This window comes from Candidatus Hydrogenedentota bacterium (assembly GCA_035416745.1).
Taxonomy (GTDB): Bacteria; Hydrogenedentota; Hydrogenedentia; order Hydrogenedentales; family SLHB01; genus UBA2224.
Genome location: DAOLNV010000072.1, coordinates 1 through 23,135, shown reverse-complemented (window position 1 = coordinate 23,135; position 23,135 = coordinate 1). Strand labels below are relative to the sequence as shown.

The window sequence follows — 23,135 nt, the reverse complement described above, 5'->3', positions numbered from 1 at the left end:
TCACGCCGGAAACCCCCCTCCGGTCCTGGGACCGGCCCATACTGATGTCATAACGCGATTCGGGCTGCTCAGGGTGACGGGCCTATTCGCGTTGGATGTCGTTGAGGCGAGGGTACGCCTGGATGAGGGACTCGGGAAGGGGCGCCTGCTTCTTGATGCCGAGGCCGTCCTGAAGCTCGAAGGCGTTAACCACCGCCTGGCCGCGGTAATGGTTGTTGGTGATGGCGTAAACTTCGGCGGCCATTTCGCGGATGCGCTCGATCTTGCGCAGCCACTGGCCAAGTTCCTCTCGTGAGTACAGGTAGTCGTAGCGTTCGTCGCGGCTGGCGTCTTCGCGAAACCAGTCGTCGGCATTCCGGCCGTGAAGGCGGACGTAGCCCACGCGGGCGGTCACCGTGTCGGTGGGTCCGAGAGAATTGGCGAACAATGGCTGGTCAATATTACAGAACGCGATGCCCCGCTGGGCAAGCTCGTCGAAGACCTCAGGGCGGTTCCATGAGGCATGGCGCACTTCGAGGGCAAGAGGATATTCGGAAAAGGTGCCGGCTACCCGCGCGAGCCATTTGCGGTTCTCGACGGTGCGCGTGAAGCTCCACGGGAACTGGACCAGCACCGCGCCCAGCCGTCGTGCGTCCATGAGGGGGTCGAAGCCGGCGCGAACGGCGTCGATATCCTGTTGCGACGGCCATGAGCCGCGTTCATGGGTGAACGCCTTGTACAGCTTCGCGGTGAGTTTGAAGCGGGGATTGCCATCGAGCAGATTCAGCCAGTTGGCCGCGTAGTTCGGCGGCAGGGGACGGTAATACGAGGAATTCACCTCGACCGTGTCGAAGTACCGGCTGAGAAACTCAAGAGGATGGAGGTGGCGGGGCATGCCGGGGGGATAGACGATGCCCTGCCAGTCGTCGTACGACCAGCCTGCGGGTCCGACCCGTACTGCGGCGCTTTCCGTTCCCATGAGTGATGTGCTCCGGGGTCCAGCCTATCACGTTCGCGCTGGATTGTTCGAACCCCCGCGGGCCCTTCTTCCTTGATCGGGCGGGCGCGGCTGTGGTTTGATACGGACGGGTGATTCCGCTCAGTTGGCCGGGGTGCGGCGTGCGCGGGGCGCCGCGTGAGGAAATGTCTCACTTGCGCGGACCTGATGTGCCGGCATGCTGGGCAGGAGGACCTGGCCCACGGTTGCGCCAGAAAACCACGGTTTGGCGATACGTTAGGGGGTGCTTTGCGCAAGACGGCGGCATTCTTGTCCTTTATCGGTTTTGTGACGGCCGCCATATGTGCCTCCGCGTCCGAAACGGTGACTTTGTATTATTGGGGAGAGGAGCTGGATAACTTCGCGGGAGGCGTGGTCCATGGTTTTGAGGCTTTTCACGACGGGAGCGACGGCAAGCCCCGTATCAAAGTGGTCATGGGCCAGAGCGCGTCGATCAACAAAACGGACGATCCGCAACGGCTTCTCTGCAGCATAACGGGCGGCGACCCGCCAGACGTGGTGTTCTTCGATCGGTTCGCGGTGGGGGAATGGGCGGCGCGCGGGGCGTTCATGTCGTTGCAGGAATTCTATGAAGAGGACCTGCGGGAGCGCCCGGACGACCCGTCAACACTGCGCGAGGAAGACTTCTACCGTCCGTGCTGGCTCGAGGCGTGTTACGAGGGGAAGCTGTACGCGGTTCCAACGCGCACAGACAGTAGAGCCCTTTTCTATAACAAAGATCTGCTGGAAAAATACTCCGACGAGCTGATCGCCGCGGGCTGCGTAGACCCGGAGGACCCCACGAGGGTAGGGCCGCCGAGGACGTGGCAGCAGTTGAAAGACGCCACGCGGATCATGACCGAACGGGATGCTTCGGGCAAGCTGGTCTCGGTGGGGTTCGTTCCTAATTACGGGAATTCGTGGCTGTACATCTACGGGTGGCTGAACGGGGGCGAGTTCATGAGTGAGGACGGGCGGACGTGCACGCTGAACTCACCGGAGGTCGTTGAGGCGCTGGCCTACATGACCGAGCTGTACGACCTGATGGGCGGGGCAAAGGAGGTGACGGCGTTTCAATCCAGCCAGGAAGGTACCGATCTCGACCCGTTTCTGCGCGGCAAGATTGCCATGCGCATCGACTGCGATGAATACATCGGGCAGATCATTAACCTGAAGCGCGACCTGAATTTCGGGGTAACCCTTGCTCCGGCGCCAGAGGGAAAGCAGCGCCTGGGCTGGTGCGGGGGGTGGTCGCTGGTCATACCCCGGGGGGCCAAGCATCCGCGTGAGGCGTGGGAGTTCATGAAATACATGGTTTCCCAGCGTGCCGTCAAGATTAAGTGCGACGAGCAACGGCAATTCGCGCGCGGGAGCGGCAACATCTTTCTTCCCCAAATCCAGGCGCGGAAGAGCGTGGCCGAATGGGCCAACGAATATTATATCTACAGCGATCCCGAGGTACCGGAGCGGTTCAAGACAGCAAAACAGGTGTTTGTCGAGGCGCTGCCGTACTCGAAGTGCCGCCCGGTTACGGCGGTGGGCCAGGTGTTGTGGAATGCCCAGGTACGCGCTATGGAGGCGGGTATCTACAAGACCTTTGACCCGGCCGATATTCGCCGGAATGCGAAGATGGCGCTGGATTACCAGACGGAGATCGTTCAAAGGGAGCTGGACCGTCTCTTTCATCCCAAGGCGTACCCTGAAATCAGTTGGACACCCGTACTGGTGGTATACGGCGTGGTGATCCTCGCGCTGTTTGGAGGGGTGTTCTGGTATTTTGAGCGGGGATTGCGGAGCACGGGATATTTCCGGAGAGAGTATTATGCAGGGTATGCCTTCGCCACGCCGTGGTTCATCGGGTTTCTGGTGTTCTGGGGAGGCCCGATTGTCTTCTCATTGATCATGAGCTTCTGTGAATACGATGTGTTCTCGCCGCCAAAGTTCGTAGGGTTGAACAACTATCTCAACATGTTCACGGCTGAACCGTTGTTCTTCAAATCTCTTTGGAACACGTTGTATATCGCCCTGAGCGTCCCTTTGAGCATGGCGGTGGGATTGGGGATCGCCATGTTGTTGAGCTACGAAGTGAAGGGAATGGCGGTCTACCGGACGTTTTTCTACCTTCCAGCGATCATGCCGGCGGTGGCGGCGGCAATTCTGTGGCAGTGGATATTCAATCCCCAGGAGGGGATTCTGAATGCGTTTCTGGGTTTTCTCGGATTGGACGGCCCGGCGTGGCTTCAGGACCAGATGTGGTCGAAGCCCGCGATCATTCTGATGTTGCTGTGGGGCGCCGGCGGAGGGATGATCGTCTGGCTGGCAGGTCTCAAAGGGATTCCGAGACATCTGTACGAGGCCGCGGAAATAGACGGGGCGGGGAAGTTTACCAAGTTCTTCAGCATTACGCTGCCGATGCTGAGCCCGTATATTCTGTTCAATCTGGTCATGGGGCTGATTTCCATGTTCCAGATTTTCACGCAGGCGTACGTGATGACGCAGGGCGGTCCCGTGAACTCGACCTTGTTTTATGTGTATGAGCTGTTCAACAACGCCTTCCGGTATATGCGCATGGGATATGCTGCCGCCCTGGCTTGGGTGTTGTTCGCGATTATCCTGGTATTGACCATAGTCCAACTCCGATTGTCGAGGAAGTGGGTTTATTACGAGAGCGATAAGTAGGAGATGATGCGCCAGTGGTTCGACGCATTGGAAAGGTTGAGCGGATAGCGAGGCGGGCTTTTCTCCACGTCGTGTTGGCGATGGGGTCGTTTGTCTTTGCGATTCCGTTCATCTGGCTGTTCAGCACGAGCTGCAAGGTTCCGGACGAGATGTATCCGCCGAAATGGGTGCCGCAGATTCCCGAGGGAGTGGCAAGCTCTCCATACATACGGATTCGCGAGAATGAGAAGCCCGTGCGCCCGGTACGCGTCAGGGAGGAAGACTGGGAGCGTCTCGCGGGGCCTGTTGAAGCCGCAATCACGGAGCGTCTGGTGTCTATGCAGGGCCGCCTGCCCGGCCTGTACGGGCAGTATCTGCGGGAGCCCGACCTGGCAAAGGGTGTTTTCAACCGGGTGCTCAAGCGCGCGCCGGACCATCTGTTCGAGAAAAACGAGTTGGTGGTGACGTCCTGGTTCGGCGGCGAGGTGACCGATGAGATCGTGTACGAGGTCTTTGACATGGTCTACCGGCGGGCCTCGCTCTCAGACGTGGTCTTGCACGGCTGGGATATGTCGGTGGAATACCCCACGGAAGGGGGCTATATCCCATGGACGGTGGCTAAGGGAAGCAATGTCCAGCTCGTGGACAGGAAGACGGGTCTCCGGCGCGCATCGAAGGAGCTGCACTATTCCTTCGAAAACCAGGATTCGTTCACGGTTCAGGCGATTGTGCCGATGAACATGGCGCCCGAGAACCTCAAGAAGGTAGTGGTCAGCAATCATGCCGACCGCTCTTGGCACGAGGTGAACTGCACGCTCGAGATGGCAGGCGTGCGGTATGAATCCGTTCAAAAGGGTTTTCTGGGGAGCGACCAGTGGCAGGAATGGGCATGGCAGTTCCCAAGCGAGATGGACCACTCGGTCGAAACCAAAAACTGGCTGCGGATAAGGGAGGCAGGACCGTCGGATTTCCGTGAACAGGGCAGACTCCGGGTCACGCTGGATTTCAACCGGGCATTGCGGCCGAAAGCGGTCGCGAACAAGTATATGTTCAACTACCGTGAAGTGCTGCGAATGATTCCAGTGACGATGTATCTGCGGAACAGTCTGGTGTTGGTGGTGCTGAATGTGTTGGGGCAGATTGTGGGGTCCTCGCTGGTTGCGTTCTCGTTTGCGCGGCTGAGATGGCCGGCACGGGATTTTTGTTTCTTTTTGGTTTTGGCGACCTTGATGATTCCGCCGCAGGTGACAATGATTCCGGTGTTCCTCATATTCAAGAATCTCGGATGGTACAACACCCTGAAACCGTTGTGGGTGGTGTCGTTCTTTGGAAGCGCGTTCTACATTTTCCTGCTGCGGCAGTTCATGCGGAGCATCCCGGGGGATTTGGAGGACAGCGCGAAGATTGACGGGTGCGGATACCTGGGGATTTACTGGCGGATCATCATGCCCTTGATAAAACCCGCCTTGGCGACGATTGGGATCTTCACGTCGCTGGCTGTGTGGAACGACTTCATGGGGCCGCTGATCTATGTCAATGACCAGGCGCTGTATCCGTTGAGCCTTGGATTGTTTGCGCTGAAGGTGTTCAAGACTGGGGACTACGGCCTGATGATGGCGGGGGCTGTAATGATGACCTTGCCCATCATAATCCTGTTCTTTGTGGCGCAGCGGGAGTTCATTCAGGGCATCACCTTGACGGGGATGAAAGGGTAGAAGGTTCCACGTGGAACCTTTTGGGGGCAGGAGAGGGCTTGCGGGTTCTTTCGAGCGATCACCGGTTTTGGATTATGTGGAGAGAGCCGCGCCGGAGCCCGGTTTGGGTCCAGTCATCAATTAACTGTTCCACGTGGAACATTTTGTCTGCCCCAAGCGGCAAATCAGGCCATTGGCAGAGGAAAGTGGCGCCTTCTTGCACCAGAGCACGCACACCCGGCCACAGGTTCCCGGGGTCTTCCACCGCGCGTGCGGTGATAAGCCATCCGCCGGGCTTTTCCAGGGCGATCTCCTGCGGAAACGTCCCTTGCAGTATTGTTGCGCGCGGCAGAAGTGCCAGTTCGCCGAGGGCATTCTCGAGGAAACCCGCCTTTTTGCGGGACCGCTCGACCATTGTAACCTGCAGGCCGGGCATGGCCAATGCCAAGGGGATAGCCGGAAATCCGGCCCCGCTCCCGATGTCGAACAGCCGGGGCAAAGAGCCACCCAGGCGATGGATGGTTTCGAGCAGGCTGAGTGAATCGGCGATGTGAAGCCAGAGCCGTTCGGCGTCTTGGGAAGATACCAGCGAGGCAAAGGGGTTCCATTTCTTGACAAGGGCGCAGAAGGCCAGGAGCGCCTTTTGCGTCGCGGCGGCATCCGGACCAACCTGGCCGTCGATGAGCTGAAGGCACAGTTGTTGAACCTCATCCTGGCCTGTGTGGCGGGGTGTCATATTTCTTATAATTCTCCGTATTCGTATTTTATGGACTTGACCGAACTTATGATGCGCCAACGGGATAGTTTGACTTTGCCTTGTTCGTAATGCTATTCTCCCGCGTTCATTCTCAGGTGGTTATGCTGTGGAGGCTTCCCCGTGAAGTTCTTATGCCTTATTGGGGACGGCATGGCCGATTTCCCTCTTGATGCGCGCGGTGGCCGGACGCCCTTGCAACTGGCGTCGACTCCCGCGCTGGATGCCCTTGCGTCTGAAGGGCTATGCGGCCTGTATTGGCCCATTCCCAGAGATTTGCCGCCGGGCAGTGACATCGGCAACCTTTCGTTGTTCGGTTACGATCCTCACGGGACCTTCACGGGCCGCGCGCCGCTCGAGGCCGCGAACCAAGGCATTTCGCTGGGCCCGGACGACGTGGCCTTTCGCTGCAACCTGGTCACGCTGGACGACGGCGTGATGAAGAGCTTTACGGCGGACCACATCTCGAGCGAGGAGGCCGCGAAGCTGATCCGCACGCTTGATGCGGAATGCCCGCACGCTTGCTCGTTCTATCCCGGCGTCAGCTACCGACATCTTGCCGTGATCCCGGGCGGTGAAGTCAAGCCCGGCGCGTTGGTAGCGACCGTCTGCACGCCGCCCCATGATATCTCGGACCAGCCGTACGGCGAACATCTGCCCAAGGGTCCTGCCGGAGAGTATCTCCGGATGCTGATGGAATGGTCGCGGCCCATTCTCGAGGGGCACCCGGTCAATGCGGCCCGCAGAGCCGCGGGTCATCTTCCAGCGACCTCGATCTGGTTGTGGGGGCAGGGCCAAGCGCCGCGGATGGAAACGTACAGGGAACGTTTCGGCGTTTCCGGGGCCGTCATTTCAGCCGTTGACCTCGTGAAAGGCATTGGCGTGTGCGCGGGCCTCGAGGTGATTAATGTGCCCGGCGCGACGGGGTATATCGATACGAATTACGAGGGCAAGGTCGAGGCGGCCTTGCGCGCCCTTGAACGCGTGGACTTTGTCTATGTCCATGTTGAGGCGCCCGACGAATGCGCTCACGAAGGCATTATCGACAAGAAGATCGCGGCCATCGAAGCGTTCGATAGCCGTGTTGTGGGACCGTGTCTCGAGGCTGCCCGGTCACACGCGGATTGGCGTGTCCTTGCCGCGCCGGATCATGTCACCGCTCTGAGCAGCCGCACCCACGCGGGCGGGCCGGTGCCCTTTGCGGTATGGGGATGCGGCGTGGCATCGAACGGCGTTGCGCGGTATGATGAGGCTTCGGCTGAAGCGGGCGGCCTGGTCATCGACCCTGGTTATGCCCTGATTCCGTGGATCATTCGCACGGACCGTCTCGATGCGCATAGTTTTCAGATAACCTGAAGCGCGTGTTGGTGGGCGTGCGTCGGCGGCGGGGGAGGAGAGCATAAGCGTGGCACAACGAGTCGAAGTATACGACGTAACCCTTCGCGATGGGGCGCAGGGGCCGGGTGTGAAGTTTTCGTCCGAGGACCAGCTTCGCATCGTGCAGGAACTGGACGCCTTCGGCGTTTCCTTTATCGAGGGCGGGCAGCCGGGCTCGAATCCGAAAGCGGCCGAACTCTTCAGGCGCACCAAGGACCTGGAGATGAAGCACGCTGTAATGGCGGCCTTCGGCAGCACGCGCCACGCCAAGAATGCGGTGGAGGACGATCCCAACATCAAGGCATTGCTTGCAGCCGACACGCCGGTCGTTACCATCTTCGCGAAATTCTCGCCTACCCACGTGCAACAAGTCTTGCGGGTCAGCCTCGAAGAGAACCTCAGGCTGATCGAGGAGTCCGTGGCCTATCTCAAATCTCAAGGCCGCCGCGTGATTCTCGATGCCGAACACTTTTTTGACGGTTACCGTGAAGATAGCGAATATGCGCTGACCGCGCTGGAACGCGGCTGGCATGCGGGCGCGGAAGTGCTGGCGCTATGCGACACGAACGGCGGGAGCCTGCCGTGGAGCATTGGCGAGGCGACCCATGCTTCGCGCACGCGCCTTCCCAAAGCCGTTTTCGGAATTCACGCTCACAATGACAGCGGTTGCGGCGTGGCCAACACCATCGCCGCCGTGCATGCGGGCGCGGTGCATGTCCAGGGCACCATCAACGGCTATGGCGAGCGGACAGGCAACGCGAACCTCTGCACGGTCATTCCCGACCTGCAGCTCAAGATGGGGTGCGAGGTGGTGTCGGAGGACCAGCTTCGCCAGCTGACCCGTCTATCGTATCTCGTGGCGGAACTGGCCAACATGGGTCAGCGCGATTTCGATCCGTTCGTAGGGCGCGATGCGTTCACGCACAAGGGCGGCATGCACGCTGACGCCGTAAAGAAGCTCAAGGTCAGTTATGAACACATCCCGCCTGAGACGGTGGGCAACCAGACCCGCATCTCGGTGAGCGAGATGTCGGGCAGGTCGAGTCTGTTGCAGAAGGCCAAGGAGCTCGGGCTCGATCTCGATCGCGACGCTCCCGAAACGCACGAAGCCTTGAAGCAGGTCAAGGACCTCGAGAACCAGGGGTATGAATTCGAGGGGGCGGATGCGTCGCTCGAGCTCCTGTTGCGCAAAGCCATGGGACAGTACCGCACCTTTTTCAAGCTGCGCGGGTTCCGCACCAGCGTGGACCGCCACGACGCCGACAGCCCGGCCATTTCGGAGGCTACCGTCAAGCTCGAATTGCCCGACGGCACGCGCATGCATACCGCCGCCGAGGCAGAAGGTCCTGTCGATGCGCTCAACTACGCCCTCCGGAAAGCGCTGGAGGGTACGTATCCTGAGCTGCGGGACGTGCACCTCGACGACTACAAGGTCCGCATCCTGAATGCGCAGGCAGCCACGGCGGCCGTTACCCGCGTGCTCATCGAGTCGAGCGACGGCGAGATGTCGTGGTACACGGTCGGGGTTTCGGGCAACATCGTGGCGGCGTCGTATCAGGCGCTGGTGGACAGTATCGAATACAAGCTGTTGAACTCGCGCGGCTACAAAGTGGACTGAGAGCGCGAATCTCACACCGTTTCGGCTGGCAAGCGCAATAGAAATGCCGCGTGGGCGTTCCGCGAGCCCAGGGGACTATTTCGTGTTGGTCTTCGGCGGCTTCGGGGACGGGGACCCGCTCAACCGTCGCCCCCGAACAATTTCAGCGCCCACATGACAGGGTCGAAGCCGAAGAACAGCTGAACACCCGCGATAAATACAAGCACGAGGATAATGCGGTTGAACAGCGTTTCGGATACGCGGTGGTGCATCCATTTTCCCAGCCACGACCCCACGGGGATGAGGGGTACCAGCACCGCTCCAAAAAGCAACACGTCCTTTTCGAGCAGCCCAACTCCGAAATAGAAGGGGAGTTTGGAGAGGTTGATGAGGGTGAACGTCCAGGCGACCGTTCCCACAAAGAGGGTCTTGCCCAGGTCCTGCGTGAAGATGTAGAGGCTCACGATAGGGCCGGCCGCGTGCGCGATGGTCGACGTGAACCCCGCGGCAAGGCCGGCAGCCCAGCCCGCGGCGGCCCCCGGCCGGAACCGGTCGATCCATGCCATGGCCATCTCTTTACAGGCGATGTACACGGCGAACACCATGGCAATGACGCCCACGAAGCGTTTGATCCAGATGCCGTAGCCTTCAACGCCTTCCCGGCCAATCCACCACCAGACTGCCGCGCCTGCGGCAATTCCAAACACAGAGGGAATGTAGAGCCGAAGCACGGTTTTCCAGTCTTTGTTGCGCCGATGATGGTAAATGGCGTTCATGTCGCACAGGATGAGAAGGGGCAGCATTACGGCGGCGGCTCGGTTCACGGGCATCACGAAGAACATGAGCGGCATGGACAAAATGCCCGCGCCGCCCGCGAACCCTGACTTGCTTATGCCTTGAATGATGATCGCGGCGCCCACAAACGCCCAGAACACCGGTGCGGGCACGCCGTCATTGACAAATTGGGAAAACATGCGCGGGATTATACCTGTCCACCTCTTGGGAAGCGACACCGCCCGGCGCGGCCGTGGGGACCGCGCCGGGCGGGTGCCGTGTTGGCGTGTGGTATGCCTAGACTTCTTCGGGGACCTCGAATCCCTCGCGGTAATCGCGCTTGAGATAGAGGGTCGCCTGTTCTTCGGTGAGACCGGGAATGCTCGACCAGTCGACGTTGGTAATCTCGCCGGTCTGGTCGTTGATCTCGAGGACGCGGTTGATGCGCGCGCCGGTGAGCGCGTAATGAGACAAGGCGGAGGAGTAATGCCCTTCGATGGGCGGCGCGGTAATCTTGCTGGCGTCGCGGCTGAGCACGCAGTCAATGAAGTTCTGGTAGTGGTTCTTGTCGTCGCCGTCCATTCGTTTCTGTGCCTCGACCATGTCGCTGTCGCCGAACTTCTTGCACTTGTAAGCAATGTACCCGAAATAGCTCGGGAACGTGATTACGCCTTCCGAGCCATAGAACATGACGCCGAACGACGTGCCGCCCATTTCCTCGTTGGTGTACCACGGCCGCACCTCGAGGGTCATGATCTTGTCTTTGCCGTCCTGGCCCTTGAACATGAAGGACGACGAAGATACGTTGTAAACCTGCTTTGCGTCATCCCACAGGAACAAGCCGCCCATCGACGAGACCCGGTAGGGGGTGTTGACGCCGAGACCCCAGCGCGCGGCATCAAGCTGGTGGACGCCCTGGTTGCCGATGTCGCCGTTGCCGTATTCCCACACCCAGTGCCAGAAGTAGGGCACGTAGATGCCTTCCTTCGGATTGCTGACCTTGACCATGAACGGCTGCTCTTTGGCCGGGCCTTGCCAGAGGTCCCACCGGAGGGTGCTCGGCGGTTCGCCGGGGACGCCCTTGCCGATGTCGCCGCGCCATTTGTAGCACACGCAGCGGGCCATGTAGACGTCGCCAATAAACCCGTCCTTGAGCAACTGGATGCCTTCCTGGAATCCGGGATTGCTTCGGAGCTGGGTGCCGTGCTGCACGATACGGTTGTATTTCTTTGCGGCCTCGACAACTTTGAGACCCTCGTAGATGTTGTGGGTCATGGGCTTTTCGACGTACATGTCTTTGCCGGCCTGGCATGCCCAGATGGTTGCCAGCGAGTGCCAGTGGTTCGGCGTGGCGGTCGAAATGGCATCGATGTCTTTGTCGTCAAGCACCTCGCGGATATCCGCGTACGTCTTTGGCTTTGGCAGGTTGCGCCGGGTGAAGTATTCCTCGACGCGGCTGTCGAACAAGGTGGTATCCACGTCGCACAATCCGGCGACCTGTGCCTGTGCGACGGCGCCGAAGCCTTTGATATGGCTCTTGCCGCGGCCGTTGATGCCCATTACACATACGTTGACACGTTCATTGGCCCCGAAAACGCGCCCCTTTGCCATGGCGCCGGCAACGATGACCGCCGATGCGGTGGTGCCGAGAAATCTCCTGCGGCTCATGCTCATATCGCACATCTCCTCTGCTGCGGGTAGCGGGTCTGATGGAAACGTTGCCGCGAAAACCCGGGTTTCGGTTCGAGCGTCCATGATCGCTTATTCTGGCGCGAAAATGCAACCGGCCGCACGCGCCCAAGCGGGCCCGCGTGAATTTGAATTCCCCTTTAACGATATGGTATATATTCCCAGTTATCGCCCGGCATGGGGCGATGCGAAACCTGCTCAAATACACGCTCGATAGTCGACGACCCCATCGTCTAGTCTGGCCTAGGACACCAGCCTTTCACGCTGGCGACACGGGTTCAAATCCCGTTGGGGTCGCCATTTTAATGCCTTTAACGCCAAGGACTTACAACCAAGAAGTCCTTGGCGTTTTCTTTGCCGCCTTGACAAATTGTAGCCAGAATTCAGCTACTCTCGTAAGAGCACCCGGGGCATGAGGACTCTCCACAGACGCGGTAAGACTGTGGGGGATTAAGTACTCCATCTACGGGAAACCGCACTACAAGTCCCATCCAGATAGTCAAGGATGGCTTCGCGGTAATCACCCATGATGAAACCGCCGGGACCGCGCAAGTCCGTGAGTTCAACCTAAGGCACACTGCCAATGACCGCGTCGAGGTCCTCCACCAGTCCAGGGACCTCATCCAACCCAGCCAGGTCCGTCAATGCTAAGGCGGTTGATCGTGAGGAAGCCATGAGCTCTTTCACCTTGGCCAGGCGGCGTTCTTTGTTGTCGCGGGACCTCCGCATTGCTTCCTTGAAATACTCCCGATTGAATGCGCGCTCTTCAAACAGGAACCACGACGGGACCATCTGCCCGCAGTGCGAGCACGCATAATGCTGACGCCGCAATTCAAGCCTGGCCCGACAGCACACACTCTTCTGAAACGTCATCGTCAAATCTAACTCAGACTTTCAGGTTCTGCACCGGGCACGGCCCGCGGCGACGAACTGAAGCCTCCCTGCGCATCCGAGCAGAGCGTTCGATCGGGGCGGCCAAGGTGATCGCATCGCTCGAATGGCTCTTCCTGATCCACGGCGCGCCGCGGTACATTCGCTCGGACAACGGTCCCGAGCTGACGGCTAAAGCCCTGCAGTCCTGGCTTGCCGAGCGCGGCGCCGAAACCATCTACATCACGCCGGGCAGCCCGTGGGAAAACCCGTATATTGAAAGTTTCCATGACAGATTTCGCGACGAATGTTTGAACATGCACGTGTTTCTGGACGGCCGACACGCTCAGGAGGTGGTAGAAGCCTGGCGCAACGAATACAATGAAGAACATCCCCACAGCAGTTTGAATTACATGACCCCGGCGGAATTCGCCGCGCATTGCCGCAACTCCGGTCGGCCTACGGCCTCCCTGCGTTCCGGTAATGCGAAAGCCCCGGGTACAGAACAGCAAACCAACGTAAATACTCTCATTCCGGTTGGTGCATAAACTGGGGGCAGGGCACCCGGACTAGCGAGACCTGAACATTGAATACTCTCCGGCTCTGGATGACGGTCTCGTGGCAAGGCTGCGCTTCGCAGTGGCCATCGGCAAGCGCCTGACAGCCGTTAGGGTGAATTCGTGTATGCCATAAGACAATACTCCAGACATGTTATTCAGAACCAGACGGATTCGCGACACGGATAGTCAAGACAGCCACGCCAATCACAGCCGATTTGGACCCTGCGAGAACGGCTTTCGAGCAAGCATGCCGCTGCTCTAGCGCGTGGCAATGCGGTCCACGAGACCGTAGTCTCTCGCCTCTTCGGCCGTCAGAAAGAAGTCTCGGTCAGTATCTCGCTGGATAACATCTATCGGTTGACCGGTGTGTTTGACGAGAATCTCGTTGAGCCGTTCTTTCAGGCGTTGCCCCTCTTTCACGTGGATCGCCATGTCGGAGATCTGCCCCTGAGCGCCTCCCAGCGGCTGATGGATCATCACGCGTGAGTTGGGCATGGCGATGCGCTTTCCGGCCGTGCCGCCTGCCAGCAGTACAGCGCCCATCGACGCGGCCTGGCCCAAGCAGATGGTAGCGACGTCACACTTGACGTACTGCATGACGTCGTAGATCGCCAGCCCCGCCGTGACAGCCCCACCGGGACTGTTGATATTGAAAAGGATGTCGCTCTCGGGGTTGGCGCTCTCCAGGTAAAAGAGCTGCGATGTTATTAGATCGGCTACGTCATCATCTACTTCCCCGGTCAGCATCACGATTCGCTCAGACAACAAACGCGAGTACAAGTCTGTGGTCCGAATCCCATGTGCTGTCTCCTCTTGTACGTAAGGCACCTTGAGAAACCCCATCTATTGCTCCTCCGCACATTTGCGCTGGAACTCCCAGCGGTATACGCCGCCCTCTTCTTCAATTCGTTCCGACGGAAAACGTCCCCCGAACGGCGTCCAGCCGGTTCTTGAAATCCTCAGCCAAAGCGCAATCCGCCTTCACAAACGTCGATTCGGATCTCGTTGCCGGGAGAAAACCGCCCCGCCAGAAGTTGCTCCGCCAACGGCGCAGCAACTCGGCGTTCAAACACGCGCTCGAGCTCCCTCGCCCCATAGGCCTCGCTATAACCCTCGTCAAGCAAAAGCTTCTTGGCCTCCTCCGACAGCTGTACTGTAATGCGCCTGTCGGCAAGCATCTGGTTCAGCAAACCAATCATGCGGTCAAGGATTTGAAAAACGATCTCTCGGGGCAAGGGGTAGAAAATCACCTGGTGCTCTATACGATTGAGCAATTCGGGACGAAACACAGACTTCGCAGCATCACAAAGCCTCTTGCGGTACGCGGCCCGCTCGCCGTCTCCCTCTTCCGCGCCCGACGACGCCAAATCGACTCCTATTGGCCGCTTTGCCTGGCCATGAGCCGATGCGGCGCCCAGGTTTGACGTCATAATGATAATGCTCTCGGTAAAACTCGTTCGGCGGCCTTTACCGTCCGTCAAACGCCCGTCGTCGAAAATCTGAAGGAAGATGTCGAAAACATCCGTGTGTGCCTTCTCAATTTCGTCGAAAAGGATAACGCTGTAAGGCCGCGTCCGGACCCGACCTGTCAGTTGGCCCTCTTCATCATGCCCAATATACCCGGGTGGCGCTCCGACCAGACGGGCAACATTATGCTTCTCGCCGAATTCAGACATATCAAACCGGATCAGGGTCTCCTCGGAGCCGAACAAGAACTCCGCGAGAGTCTTGGCAAGCTCTGTTTTCCCGGTTCCCGTCGACCCCAAAAACAGAAAGACGCCGACCGGACGGTTAGCCTTCTTCAGACCGGCCCGGGCAGTCCGTATCGCGGAAGATACAACCTTAATGGCCTCGTCCTGTCCCTTCACGCGAGATGCCAGCGCCACTTCCATACCCATCAGCTTCGCGCTCTCATCGACAGCAATCGCTCCGACCGGCACCTGGCAACGCTCCGAGATGACTGCGGCGATATCCTGTTCCGTGATGCGCTCCCCTCGGTCGCCGTAAATGTCCATGGTCCTGTCGCTCTTCAATTCCTGCGGGGACAGCGTTCGCAACGCTTTCTTAGCAGCGGCCTGATCGATAATATCAATGGCTTTGTCGGGCAGGCGGTGGTCCGGAAGATACCGCATGGACCATGCCACCGTTTTCTCGATAACCTCGAGATCGAGCACAACGCCGTGGTGTTTTTCCAATTTCGGACGGATCCCTTCAAGGATCTCTACGGCTTCTGCCCGACTAGGTTCGCTGACCCATACCACTTGGAACCTCCGCTCCAGGGCGCCGTCCGGCTCGATGAATTTCCGATACTCCGCCGTTGTTGTCGCCCCAATGAGCCGTATATCGCCCCGCGCCAGTGCCGGCTTGAGTATCTGGCCCGCATCCATCCCCTTGCCTGATGCGCCTCCCGTTCCAATCATGGTATGGAGTTCGTCGAGAAAAAGGATCAGATTCCGGTCGGCGCGGGCTTCCGATATGACCGTCTGCATGCGTTCCTCAAACTGACCTTGGTAAATGCAGCCCGCAATCAGCTCCGACATGGAGATTTCGACAATTCGCCAGGACCGTATCGCCTCAGGGGCCTCCGGATGCACAACGCGGTGCGCCAGCCCTTCCACGATACACGTCTTGCCCACACCGGGGTCCCCCACGAGGACCGGATTATTCTTGCTTCGACGCCTTAGGATATGGGCAACGCTGCGCATTTCGTCCTTACGTCCAACACAAGGGCCAAGCTTGTTCTCTCGCGCCAAGTGAGTCAGATCTCGCCCGAAGCGATCCAGGAAAGGCGTTTTCGAAGCCCCTTTCCCCGCTTCCACTTTGACGCCGCTTGCATTCTCGACGTCTTGAACCCCGGCGCGGGCATGCTCCAGTTTCTCGGGAAAACCACTTTGGGCCAAAGGTACCGATGGCTCCACACCGCAAACATGGCACAAGTCGCTCCACCCGCCTGTAGACTCGCCCACGGCTTGTCTGACCAAAAGACAGCCGCTGCTGACAACCGCCCAAAGCAGATGCGCGGGAGAGAGCGCAGTGCCTCCCAAAACGAGCGCGCGGCGCTCTGCAGCGTAACATGCTCGCAGGCATGCTTCAGAGCGATGACCGCCGAACTCGCCCTCGATGCCCTGTTGCTTCTCGAGAAGCTTGCGAAGCCGCCGTCGGGCCTCGACGAGGTCAACATGGGCTTCCGAAAGTAAGCTTCCCAAGTTGTCCGCTTCGGCCTGCATTTCCGCTAAAGAGACCTGGGTTGCCTCCGCAATCCGGCTGACTTCGTCTTTGTCAAGGTCGCATATCTTGCACATGGCCAGGAACACGTGTTCACTGCCCAGTTCCCGGCATCGGCCCGCTGCTGCTTCTAAAGCCGCCACAGCAAAGATCACTTTCGTACCCGCCGACATGTCTATTGCCACAATGAAATCCTCTTTTGACCCGTGATGTTTTTCAGTCCCGGATTCACACAGCCAGTCCCGACAATACACTGTATCGCGTATACCTATCTGCGGGCGCTACGCCTGAATCTCTTCGTCAGCCCCCGCTTCGCGCTCAATGACTCTCCAATGCATCCCGGCGAGTTTCTGCAATTGGGAGCGCTCGAATTCAATTTGCGGGCCTTGCCCTTGCGCAAGCCATGTCCGAAAACCCTTGAGCTTGTTCAGTATTGTCTGACGTGCCTTGTCCGCCCGTCGCGACACCTCCGATAGATTCCCCTCACATTCTCCGATCATGGCGGCAAGATATGCGCGTTCCAACTCACCTAGTTTTTCGTCGAGCGTCTTGCTCGTATCCACTTCTGCGGTCAGACGCAGTTGGCCTTCTTGGGCTACACCCATCCCCCTGAGAAAACGTTCCGGAAGGTGCTGGCAGTCGATCTCCCTTTCTTCCGGAAGCGTGAGTGAGTGAGCCACTTCAAGACATCGCATGAGTTCCCGAAGGTTTCCTGGCCACGAATGCGCCAGAAACAAACCGAGAACCTTTGGCGAAAGACGCTTGTGTTCATGCGGGGGCAAGTTGCTGTTCAGACAGGCAAGCTTTGTTGAGTTTCAGCACATTTGGGAGAATTGGTGGGCTTGGGTTAGGGGAGAGTTGGTGATTCCTGGTGGGCGCAGCCCGAAGGGGCGGCAAAAGACCAGGCCGGTGAAAGCGCCCCAGCTACCGAACAAACCGAGGCCATTGCGCCTGTTGCTCAACAGGACGGTGAGAGCGCACCTATCGCTCAACGAGCCGAGGACAGCGTGCCCGAAGCTGAAGAAGCCGTGCCGCTCCTGGCCCCTAGACCAGCGAAACCTTTTTCGCGAGCCGCGTCGGCGAAACCGCAGGCGACGGAACCGATTGCGCAGTCAGAAGGTTCAAGCAGAGCGCTTGCGCTGATCATGTCGGCACTTTTCGCGGTGGTCATTTTCTTGGTGCTGATTGTATTTGTGGTTCCGAGGGTGCGTAAGCTCCTGTTTCCACAACCAAGCGGAGCCTCTGCCTATGGGCAGTCAACCGAAAAACGCACGCGCGCTAGTCACAGGAAGTACCAAGATGCCGCTGCTTTGGCGGTAGTCGCCGCCCTGATCTTCGTGCCCGGAATAATATTATTTGCGGCCTCGCCGCCTACTGGAGACGGCGCGAAGGATGTAGTCACCATATTGGGAATGGGTGTGATGCTCATCGTTCAAAACTGCGCGATTTATACAATAGTAAAGCGGTTCGGGCGGCTTCCGAGGCACTCATTGGCGATGAATTTATTCGACATTACTGTTGTGGTGATCGCGGCGAATCTTCTGGCTCTTGCTGCTGGAATTCTGCCGGCGTTCTTGAATCCCGTATTGGCATTTCTGATATCGGGGGGCGTCTGGTGTCTCGTCATGCAAGCCAGATACCGCTTGACATTTCCACAGGCAGTAGCTGTTTACTTCTGCGGGGCACTTGCGGCTCCGGGAATTGTTGCTGCGCTTTGTTTTGGTCTCTTGTTGTAATCTCGTGTGGTCAATGTCTGGGCAATATATTCTGCAAACGCTTGACAGCCTCCCAAAAGAGTTATATAGGAAGCTCCCAAGGAAAACACTTTAAATCGTTCTACTTCGTGAACGCCGCCATCTGTGATGATTCTTTTGACCGCACGTGGGCCAAAGGCCGAATCCCTAGCCCGCTACCAATTGCAGTGAACTGCTCCGCACTCGCGCTCCAAGCGGAAGTAACCCGGCACTCCAAACTGGGGCGGCGCGTACGGCTGATGTTTCAGGACGAGGCGCGGTTTGGCCGCATCACCGAGCCCTCACACTGCTGGGCGCCCCGTGGCATGCGTCCGCGGGTTCACGCTGAGTTTGTCCGAGAGTACACGCACGCCTATGCCGCGGTTGGTCCCCACGATGGCATCCTCGACTCGCTGGTGTTACCGGAGGTGGATGCCCGATCCATGTCGTTGTTTCTTGAAGAATTGGTCCGGCGTCATCCGCGCGAGTTCATTCTCGTGGTCCTGGACGGGGCGGGTTGGCACACCGCCAAGGCGCTCAAGGTGCCCGAAACGATTCGCCCTCTTCGCTTGCCGCCATACTCCCCTGAGCTCAATCCCGTGGAGCATCTCCGGGACGAAGTTCGTGAGAAGAAGTTTCACAATGTGGTCTTCCAAAGCATGGAGGCCGTAGAAGACCGGCTGGCCGAAGCACTCGCAGAGCTCGAACAGGACCCCCGCCGCGTACGAAACCGCACGGTTTTCCGCGGATAGCCAGTTCCTGCAGCAATTACGGCGTAGATATAGGTGTCAGTCGGAAGGGGCGCATGTTGCCGCTGTGCGTGCCTGTGCCGGCAATGAGGCCGTCGTCGTTGATGGCTATAGCCTCCTCAAGCACCCAATCTGTCGAGGGTGGGTCAAGGCGGCTGTTAAGGTCGATGGGATTGCTTTCAACCCATATGCACGCGTGCCACGCCCCGCCCTTAACTTGGCTCTTGCCGACGATCTGGGCCTTGTTGTTGATATCGAGGGCGATGCTGTTCTGGCCTCCAAGGGTTTTCAGGTCTTCAATGCCGTCATTGCTCCAGTACACGGCGTGCTGGACCGTATCGCCGGCCAGATAGCTCATGCCGACGATCTGCCCGATGTCGTTGATGGACGTGGCGATGCTTCCGGAACCTCCCAGAGTGCCCAAGTCGCTCATTTCGCTGCCGTCCCAGTAGAAAGCGTGCATGGTGGACGGAAACGGGAACGAGCCGACGGTCTTCTCGGAGCCAATGCGGCCCAGTTCCGCGTAGGTCGCCTCGAGCACGTTGGCGAGGGAGGGCTTTGCTTGCTCGGTCGATTCCAGCAAACTCCATCCCACCACCTCTCCCTGGGCGTTTACGTCCAGAGCAAAGCTCCAAGTCCCCCCCAGCGAGCCAAGGTCCTGCGGCGTGCCCCCGGTCCACAGGGTGGCATGGAACGACGTCGAATCAACGGCGAGGTCGCTCGCTCCCGCTACCTGATCGCTGTCGTTGATATGGTCGGCCACCGCCTCGGTACCGCCCAGCGTCGGGAGCGGCACGCGCGCCAAGGCGGCCGTCATGGGGGTCCAGATGTTGGCAGTGCTGGCAGTGTCGAGGGTGTCCGAAGTGACGCCCGCCATATGCCCGGCCGAGTTGATTCCCAACGCCGCGCTGCAGTGGTCCACGGCAGTCGCGCCGATGTCGTTCATCGCGCCGTCCCACACATAACCGTGGTAAACGAAATCGTGGACGCGGCTGACCCCGACAACACGGCCACTCTCGCTGATGTCATCGGCGCGGGAGTAGTCATCTCCCCCGAGCGTTCCCAGATCCGTGATGGTGTAATTCGAACAGCTCAGGCACCCCATCGAGACCCATACGAGCAGAATCCATACGGCGGACCAACGTCGACTCATGACTTATCCCCTCCACGTCGCGCGACGAAAACCGAAGCTTCCCCTCTCCAGCGCTTGTCAATTCAGTATAGCGCAAGTTGCCCAAAATTGAGCGAGTTTTCTGTCCATGGTAACGGCCAAGACATGTCGCTCCGACTCGCGCTTCTCTCCTTGTCGAAAATCCATGAACGACCTTATTGTGACCGTGATACCGGGCCTCGCCAATTCACCCACAATTCGTGGCGAACCCCGCGTCGGGTGCATGGGCGACATCGTCCCTTACATTTCCCTCACTTCCGCCGAGATAGGAGGTCGGCCGGGATTGCGGGAACCCGATGGCTTTCGCCAGTACCCTTTGAATCGCTTGCGCTGCCAGCAAATGACCGTATCCGACTTCACAAAGATCGGCTCGCTCGTCCACCCCGTCAAGGCCGTGGTCACCGCCCGCATCCCCAACTGGTTCATCTGGACAACGTCCGCAGTTGGGCTTCCCTCGAATTCGGCACCTCGCTCAGACGTCCACGCAAGTCTGCCGGGACTACCATCAGCTTGAGGAGTTGAAGTGTCCTCGTACGAGAGATGCCTGCCCGGTCCGCCACGGTAACAACTGCTGTGTCCTTGCGGACGGGATTCTTGGGCAAGATGGCTTACATGCATTTCGCAATCTGGATTGGAGGAATCGCAAATATTTGTTTCTATTGGCGTTACGCCCTAATCAGAGACGCCCCTAGAAGTACTCAATCATGCCCGAGCTGGCATTTTCTCGCAACTACCATTGCAACTTTGGTGATGTTGTTCTATTGTAATGTGAATAGCTAGGGGGGCTTGGGGGGTGCGGTGCGATGCCTTCGTCGTTCGGGTTTCTTTCGGTCGACTCCTTTACCAACTGAGGGTCACATCATGCGACAGAGTTACATTCCCTTGGCAGTGTTCCTGTGTGGGGTGGTGCTGTGGGGATGTCCCACGTCGAAGCCAGATAACGGGGATTCGATCAAGCTGTTGACGTTCAACGTCAACATGCGCGTTCCGGAAATAGCCACGGAATTTGGAGGGAGCAACGCGGAACGGGCACAGATGATATCCCAAAACATCCTCAACTCAGACTACGACATCGTCTGCCTCAACGAGGTTTTCAGCGACGAAGCAAAAGATATCTTTCGGTCCAAGCTGGGACCCGTCTATCAAAGTTATGTTCACAAGATCTCCAGCGACGATGTGTTCACGCAGGACGCAGGGCTCATGTTGTTCAGCAAGTTCAAGTTTCTGCCATTCGGGCGGGTATCGGGCGACGCAGACGTCGATGCATGGAACACCCGGCCGGTGTGGGGGTCACAAGTGCCGGCAGAAATCTTTGAGGAATGTTCCGGCATGGATTGCTGGGCCGATAAGGGCGTTGGCATGGTGCGTATCAAGAACCCGTACACTGGGCGAATTTTGAATGTGGCGTTTACACACCTGAACGCAAGCTATGGCGAAGGCGACTGCGGTGATGAGGTCATGGCCCGCAACGCGCAGTTCGGAGATATTCAAGCGCTGATACAGGAGGTGCTCGGAGATGCAATAAACACGGAAGATTTGATCCTGTGCGGCGATCTCAACGTGGACGGCGATCAGCAGCACTGGGAATTGCATGATGCCGATGAAGTCCCCCCAGGTTACTATGCATTGGCTCCCTGTGGACACGGCTATATTTGGGAATGGTCGAAGTGGTTTAACACACCAGGCGTGTTTTTCAGCAATCCGCTGAAAGATGCTTGGGTTAACGAGAATTCCCCCGCGGTCCAGCCCGGCACGACCAGCATCCCAATGGTGATTGACCGCGGTTTAACCTATGGCATGCCGACCCAGTCAGAGCGGCTCGACTATATCCTGCGGAACCAGTTGGCCCTGAGTACAGGCGATCAATTGTTGTGCAGTCAGCACATGAAGAAGGACTACGACATTTGGAAATTCGGGGATCTCTATCTCAGCGACCACATTCCGCTTGCGATCGATCTGAACCGGCAGGCCCGGCAACCTCTCCACTGTAGTCCGGTCACGCCATTTCTTCCCGAAAAAGAGCAGACGTTGTATCGTGTCGTGAAAGGGCAGATTACGTACCCCGGCAGCATGCAATGGCACATGCTGACAAAATATGAAACCTTCCTGATTTACGTGTCAGGCGCATCATACGAATTATACGAATCCAGGGATCTGAGTCGGCCGGCCGCCTCCTACTATGGCGAGACGGAAACCATCACGCCCCCGGGCAGCAAAATCCCCTATACCTGCACAAAGTACAGCCTGCCCAATCCGCCGGTCTACGTTCGGGTTTTCAACGAAGACCGGTCCAAAACGGGACCCTACGACATCCTGATCTACCAGGCTGACGGGCGAGACAAAGAAAACGCCATCGTGCTCAACTCAAACACGTGGGGAATGCGCAAGTTCCCCGATGACATGCTCATCAACGTTGACGACATAATGTGGTTTGAATTGCATATCCAGCCGACCGATGGCGCGAACCAGTCCCTGTCGTTCACGGTGGCCAACTACTTCGCCGACATCCTTGAACTTACGTTGCAGCGGGAGGACGGGAGCGTAGTGGCCGCGCAGACGCAATCGTTTATAGACCCCAATCCGCCTGTATATGAAACGTCCCGGCGATTGGTGATCGACCTTGGCAACTCAGGATTGGATCCTGGCCGGTATTATCTGCTACTGCATCGAAAACAACTTCAGCCTGTTCCGTTCTGGATTCGGTGGGACACCAACCTTGTCATTATGCACGGCGCCAATCTCGGCGTACCGGGTGCCTGTCCGATGATGGTCTATTGCGGTGAGGAAACCGACGGCGCAGCCAACGACGACGAGATCTACATGTCGGTATACGCCGACTTTGTCCCTGTGATAACCGACTACTACCTTGGCAAGTTCGACGAGGGATCGAGCGTCGCTATTGAGGACTTTCTACCGACGATCCGGTTTACGATGGAAGTGGATATCGTCTTGCAGGAACCCGATGATTCATCCCAGAATGACTGGTTCAACTTTGCAATAATCGCGCCTTCCACGGAGCAACGGGAATCCCTGCAAGGCGAAGTATCTGACGACGGCGATGATACGGGTATGTACTATTTCTCCTACAATCTTAGCCGCGAAATCACGAACAACGCCGGCCCTTGATTCTGTCACAGGGGTCCGAATCCCGTAAGGGCAAATGAACCCAACGGCGGCCCGAAGCTAATTAGGGCGAGGATTTGGCGGTGCGTTTCGGGCGGGATTTCGATCGATTTCCTGCGACGAGATCTAGCTTTTGCTCGCTCTTTCACTTCGACGACCAATACGTGCGCAGTTCTCTCCGCGTG

Annotated in this window: 16 protein-coding genes and 1 tRNA gene; 9 read left to right on the top strand and 8 right to left on the bottom strand. The window is 58.3% G+C overall.

Features of this window, described 5'->3' with window-relative positions; genetic code table 11:
* Positions 1-82: 82 nt before the first annotated feature.
* The gene (locus PLJ71_17675; protein ID HQM50522.1) at positions 83-958 is read right to left on the bottom strand and encodes a DUF72 domain-containing protein; all 876 of its coding nucleotides are present in this window, start codon (positions 956-958) and stop codon (positions 83-85) included.
* Positions 959-1,225: 267 nt separating this feature from the next.
* Here PLJ71_17675 and PLJ71_17670 point away from each other — a divergent pair, with 267 nt between their 5' ends.
* Positions 1,226-3,655: an extracellular solute-binding protein gene (locus PLJ71_17670; protein ID HQM50521.1), complete on the top strand. Its 2,430-nt coding sequence runs from the start codon at positions 1,226-1,228 to the stop codon at positions 3,653-3,655.
* A 14-nt stretch (positions 3,656-3,669) separates the two neighbouring features.
* On the top strand, positions 3,670-5,349 hold the full coding sequence (locus tag PLJ71_17665) for an ABC transporter permease subunit (protein HQM50520.1): 1,680 nt from the start codon (positions 3,670-3,672) through the stop codon (positions 5,347-5,349).
* Positions 5,350-5,407: 58 nt separating this feature from the next.
* On the opposite strand, the gene PLJ71_17660 is transcribed toward PLJ71_17665, so the two are convergent.
* Entirely contained in the window at positions 5,408-6,064 is a 657-nt protein-coding gene (locus PLJ71_17660; protein HQM50519.1) for a class I SAM-dependent methyltransferase, read from the bottom strand.
* Positions 6,065-6,205: 141 nt separating this feature from the next.
* Here PLJ71_17660 and PLJ71_17655 point away from each other — a divergent pair, with 141 nt between their 5' ends.
* Together PLJ71_17655 and cimA are read left to right on the top strand one after the other, a co-directional pair.
* Positions 6,206-7,438 (top strand): cofactor-independent phosphoglycerate mutase, encoded by a 1,233-nt coding sequence (locus PLJ71_17655; GenBank protein HQM50518.1) that lies wholly within the window; start codon positions 6,206-6,208, stop codon positions 7,436-7,438.
* Between the two features lie 49 nt (positions 7,439-7,487).
* Positions 7,488-9,077, top strand: coding sequence for a citramalate synthase (gene cimA / locus PLJ71_17650; protein ID HQM50517.1), 1,590 nt, complete (start codon positions 7,488-7,490; stop codon positions 9,075-9,077).
* A gap of 119 nt (positions 9,078-9,196) precedes the next feature.
* On the opposite strand, the gene PLJ71_17645 is transcribed toward cimA, so the two are convergent.
* Both PLJ71_17645 and PLJ71_17640 read right to left on the bottom strand, forming a co-directional pair.
* Positions 9,197-10,030, bottom strand: coding sequence for a sulfite exporter TauE/SafE family protein (locus PLJ71_17645; protein HQM50516.1), 834 nt, complete (start codon positions 10,028-10,030; stop codon positions 9,197-9,199).
* A 97-nt stretch (positions 10,031-10,127) separates the two neighbouring features.
* Positions 10,128-11,504 (bottom strand): Gfo/Idh/MocA family oxidoreductase, encoded by a 1,377-nt coding sequence (locus PLJ71_17640; protein ID HQM50515.1) that lies wholly within the window; start codon positions 11,502-11,504, stop codon positions 10,128-10,130.
* 237 nt (positions 11,505-11,741) lie between these two features.
* On the opposite strand from PLJ71_17640, the gene PLJ71_17635 reads away from it, so the two are divergent.
* Both PLJ71_17635 and PLJ71_17630 read left to right on the top strand, forming a co-directional pair.
* A tRNA-Glu gene (locus PLJ71_17635) sits at positions 11,742-11,819 on the top strand.
* A 680-nt stretch (positions 11,820-12,499) separates the two neighbouring features.
* Positions 12,500-12,937 carry an integrase core domain-containing protein gene (locus tag PLJ71_17630; GenBank protein ID HQM50514.1) on the top strand — a complete coding sequence of 146 codons (438 nt, stop codon included), beginning with the start codon at positions 12,500-12,502 and terminating at the stop codon, positions 12,935-12,937.
* A 270-nt stretch (positions 12,938-13,207) separates the two neighbouring features.
* Here PLJ71_17630 and PLJ71_17625 read toward each other — a convergent pair whose 3' ends face one another.
* The 3 genes from PLJ71_17625 to PLJ71_17615 all read right to left on the bottom strand — a co-directional run bounded on the left by PLJ71_17625 (position 13,208) and on the right by PLJ71_17615 (position 16,869).
* Positions 13,208-13,792: an ATP-dependent Clp protease proteolytic subunit gene (locus tag PLJ71_17625; GenBank protein ID HQM50513.1), complete on the bottom strand. Its 585-nt coding sequence runs from the start codon at positions 13,790-13,792 to the stop codon at positions 13,208-13,210.
* A gap of 116 nt (positions 13,793-13,908) precedes the next feature.
* A complete protein-coding gene (locus PLJ71_17620) occupies positions 13,909-16,359 on the bottom strand; it encodes an ATP-dependent Clp protease ATP-binding subunit (protein HQM50512.1) in 2,451 nt (816 codons plus the stop codon).
* Positions 16,360-16,455: 96 nt separating this feature from the next.
* Positions 16,456-16,869 carry a hypothetical protein gene (locus PLJ71_17615; protein HQM50511.1) on the bottom strand — a complete coding sequence of 138 codons (414 nt, stop codon included), beginning with the start codon at positions 16,867-16,869 and terminating at the stop codon, positions 16,456-16,458.
* Positions 16,870-17,181: 312 nt separating this feature from the next.
* Between PLJ71_17615 and PLJ71_17610 the strand changes: the two genes are divergently transcribed.
* Complete coding sequence (locus tag PLJ71_17610) at positions 17,182-17,910, top strand: hypothetical protein (protein ID HQM50510.1); 729 nt, start codon at positions 17,182-17,184, stop codon at positions 17,908-17,910.
* A 185-nt stretch (positions 17,911-18,095) separates the two neighbouring features.
* Positions 18,096-18,659 (top strand): IS630 family transposase, encoded by a 564-nt coding sequence (locus PLJ71_17605; protein HQM50509.1) that lies wholly within the window; start codon positions 18,096-18,098, stop codon positions 18,657-18,659.
* 16 nt (positions 18,660-18,675) lie between these two features.
* Here the strand turns inward: PLJ71_17605 and PLJ71_17600 are convergent, their stop codons facing one another.
* Positions 18,676-19,809: a hypothetical protein gene (locus PLJ71_17600; GenBank protein ID HQM50508.1), complete on the bottom strand. Its 1,134-nt coding sequence runs from the start codon at positions 19,807-19,809 to the stop codon at positions 18,676-18,678.
* 879 nt (positions 19,810-20,688) lie between these two features.
* On the opposite strand from PLJ71_17600, the gene PLJ71_17595 reads away from it, so the two are divergent.
* The gene (locus PLJ71_17595; protein ID HQM50507.1) at positions 20,689-22,953 is read left to right on the top strand and encodes an endonuclease/exonuclease/phosphatase family protein; all 2,265 of its coding nucleotides are present in this window, start codon (positions 20,689-20,691) and stop codon (positions 22,951-22,953) included.
* Positions 22,954-23,135: the final 182 nt, after the last annotated feature.